4 protein-coding genes are annotated in these 2867 nt (G+C 71.5%); 1 reads left to right on the top strand and 3 read right to left on the bottom strand.

The genetic code is table 11. The features are described from left to right. Nucleotides 1-97 precede the first annotated feature (97 nt). Nucleotides 98-370, bottom strand: coding sequence for a hypothetical protein (locus A5652_RS00020; RefSeq protein ID WP_067345133.1), 273 nt, complete (start codon nucleotides 368-370; stop codon nucleotides 98-100). A gap of 50 nt (nucleotides 371-420) precedes the next feature. After that, complete coding sequence (locus A5652_RS00015; protein WP_067345130.1) at nucleotides 421-1587, bottom strand: glycosyltransferase; 1167 nt, start codon at nucleotides 1585-1587, stop codon at nucleotides 421-423. 50 nt (nucleotides 1588-1637) lie between these two features. Here A5652_RS00015 and A5652_RS00010 point away from each other — a divergent pair, with 50 nt between their 5' ends. After that, nucleotides 1638-2069 carry a limonene-1,2-epoxide hydrolase family protein gene (locus A5652_RS00010; RefSeq protein ID WP_067345128.1) on the top strand — a complete coding sequence of 144 codons (432 nt, stop codon included), beginning with the start codon at nucleotides 1638-1640 and terminating at the stop codon, nucleotides 2067-2069. Nucleotides 2070-2106: 37 nt separating this feature from the next. Here the strand turns inward: A5652_RS00010 and A5652_RS00005 are convergent, their stop codons facing one another. Continuing rightward, entirely contained in the window at nucleotides 2107-2862 is a 756-nt protein-coding gene (locus A5652_RS00005) for a hypothetical protein (RefSeq protein WP_067345136.1), read from the bottom strand. Between the last annotated feature and the right edge of the window lie 5 nt (nucleotides 2863-2867).

The raw sequence follows: 2867 nt of genomic DNA, 5'->3' as shown, positions 1-2867 counted from the left end.
GCCAAAGCGCAGGACTACCCGCTCGTGAAACTCCGTTAGCCGCACGGCAGTCAACATACCCAGCGAGCGCGCCTGAGACACCTGAGCCCGAAGCGCGCTATCTCCAGCTGGCGGGCAGGTCGACGATGTGGTTGGGGCAGTCCTCCTGCACCGCAATGGACATCACGTCGCGCGCGTGTTGGGCCGACATAGTGGCGCGCAACTGCATGAAGGCGTACTCGGCCGGCGCGAGTCCCTGCTGGGCGGCGGCCGGATCGTCCATCAACTGGCACGCCTGCTGTTCCTCGGGACTGTCGGCGTGCGCGACGGGCGCGACGGCCATCGCACCCGACAGCAGGGCGCCGGCGGCGATTGTCGTGATGATCCTCATCGCTGTGCCTCCCGCCGAAGCATAGGTCGGCCGGGACCGCGCGCCGCGGATCATCCGGTCACCGCGAGCGCGTCGCGGCATACCCGGACCGGATCGGCGACGTCGGTGATGCCGCCCGCCGCCGTCTGCGCCGCCGCCCGGTAGCGGGGCGACGACAGCACCTCGTTGACGGCGGCCACCAGCGCCTCGGCGGTCAGCGGCCGGATCAGCCGCGCGCTGCCCTGGCGCAGCACCCGGTTGGCGATCTCCCACTGGTCGCCGCCGCCGGGCACCACCACCAGCGGCACGCCGGCCAGCAGCGTCTTGGCCACCATGCCGTGGCCGCCGCCGCAGATCACCAAGTCGGCGTGCACCAGCAACTCGTCCTGACGTCCCAGCCCGACCGTCGCCCATGGCGGCACGGTCAGATCCGGTCCGTCCAGCCGCGACACCAGCAGACGAGATCCCGCCGGCAAGGTCTCCCCCGGCGTCAAGCACCCCAACGCGACCTCGGCGAGGCCCTCGGTCCCGATCACGGCGGTCGACGGCGCAATGACCACCACCGGGCCGGAGCCCGCCGGGACCTCGAGGATCCGGTCGGTCGGCTCAAAGTGCAGCGGCCCGACGACGACGGCCTCGGCGGGCCAGTCGGGACGGGGTACTTCCAGCGCGGGCAGCGTCGCGATCAGCCTTCGCAGCGGCCCGGGGTCGTGCGCCGGCAGCCCGATCTCGACGCGCGAGTTCGCGCGCTGCCGCAGGCCCGTGCGCACGGATCGCGCCGTCAGCGCGCGCATCGTGGCGTCGCGCAGCCGCCCGCGGATGCCGGTCCCCGGCGCCAGCCCGCTGCCTATCGGCGGCAGTCCTTTCGACGGCAGGTACAGCGGATGCGGGTTGAGCTCGATCCACGGAATGCCCAGCAGTTCGGCGGCCATGCCGCCACCGGCGGTGATGACGTCCGACACCACCAGGTCGGGCGCCAGTCCGCGCAGCGCGGGCACGTTGAGCACTGCCATCCGCGCGGCGCGCCGGTGGATCCTGGCCCCGGCGTCGACGTCGTCGTCGGTGGCCGCCAGCCCGTCCAGCGCGAATGCGCCGATGCCGGCGCCGCGGGCGGTGTCGAGCCATTCGGCGCCGGTGAACAGCGTGGGCTCATCGCCGGCTTCGGCGAAGCGCCGGCACAGCGCAATGGCCGGGAACGAATGCCCGGGATCCGGCCCGGCGACCACGGCGACACGCATCGTGCTCACCCTGCCACAGCGCCCGATTGCCACGCGCCTACGCTGGCAAGATGACCGAGCTAACTGGCACAACCGTTGCGAACACCCGTACGGTCGAAGGATTCCTGTACGCACTGCAGGACGCGGATTACGACGCCGCCGACGCCGCGCTGGCCGACGACCTCGTCTACGAAAACGTCGGCCTGCCCACCATCCGTGGCCGGGCCAGAGCCATGAAGCTGTTTCGCCAGATGGAGGGCCGCGCCGCCTTCGAGGTGAAGATCCATCGCATCGCGGCCGACGGCGGCGCGGTGCTCACCGAACGCACCGACGCGCTGATCTTCGGCCCGCTGCGGCTGCAGTTCTGGGTGTGCGGCGTGTTCGAGGTCCAGAACGGGCGAATCACGTTGTGGCGGGACTACTTCGACTTCTTCGACATGCTCAAGGCCACCGCCCGCGGTCTGGTGGCGCTGCTGCTGCCGTCGCTCAAAGCCTCGTTCTAGCAGGTGATCCGCGGGACACGCCGGTGAGCCGAGAAAGCTAGCCCGTCCCGCGCAATCCGCCGAGTTCGTCGAACGCCTGCGCCCAACCGACCAGGCGATCGGTCGCGCCGGCCAGCTCAGCGCGGTACTGCTGCGACGCCGCGGATCCGTCGCCGTTCGCCGAGGACACCAATTGCGCGGCCGCGGTGACCATTTCGTTGTATTGGCGGACGCCGGCGGACAGCTGCGCGGTGAACGCGTTGATGGTGGGCACCAGATACGACCGCGATTCCTCGCTGGCCTGCGCCGCCCGCTCCATCGACACCACCTGCGCCGCGGTGGACGCCATGGCCGCCGAGGTCCTCGTGGCGGCCGCGGTCAACTCGCGGATCTCGGCCGCCGGCAACATCGCGCCCCGCTCGATCACGGCCACCAACGACGTAAATCCGCGCTCCGAAGCACCCAGCGCGTACATCGCGGGGCGCGCCGCCGAACCCGGTGGCGGCAGCCGGCGCGCGCCGGCGGTCCGGGGTGTCGGCAACGGCTCGGACCGCAGCCAGCGATAGCGGAGCAGCAACAGCGTCGCCGGAATGGCCATGAAAACCGCGACGCCCCCGGTGATTTCCAGCAGCAAGGCGAACCAGCCCCATGCCGCGAGCAGCAAGGTCACCGCCGCCCAGAACACACACCCGGCGCAAAAGATCAGGCCCCACCGAAGCGCGCGGCGGCGGCGACGCAGCTGGCGTGCGCGCGGATCGGCCACCGCGCTGATCCTGCGGGCCACCAGGTCGGAGACGTCGGCCGCGGGGACCAGCCCGC

Origin of the sequence: Mycobacterium sp. 1165178.9 (assembly GCF_001673555.1) — a bacterium.
Taxonomy (GTDB): domain Bacteria; phylum Actinomycetota; class Actinomycetes; order Mycobacteriales; family Mycobacteriaceae; genus Mycobacterium.
Note: the sequence above shows the minus strand (reverse complement) of the source record. Positions and strands in the feature narration are given on the sequence as shown.

Bases quoted from the DNA above. Each gene is read 5' to 3' on its own strand.
- A5652_RS00020 (WP_067345133.1), bottom strand. From the start codon at position 370: ATGAGGATCATCACGACAATCGCCGCCGGCGCCCTGCTGTCGGGTGCG.
- A5652_RS00015 (WP_067345130.1), bottom strand. From the start codon at position 1,587: ATGCGTGTCGCCGTGGTCGCCGGGCCGGATCCCGGGCATTCGTTCCCG.
- A5652_RS00010 (WP_067345128.1), top strand. From the start codon at position 1,638: ATGACCGAGCTAACTGGCACAACCGTTGCGAACACCCGTACGGTCGAA.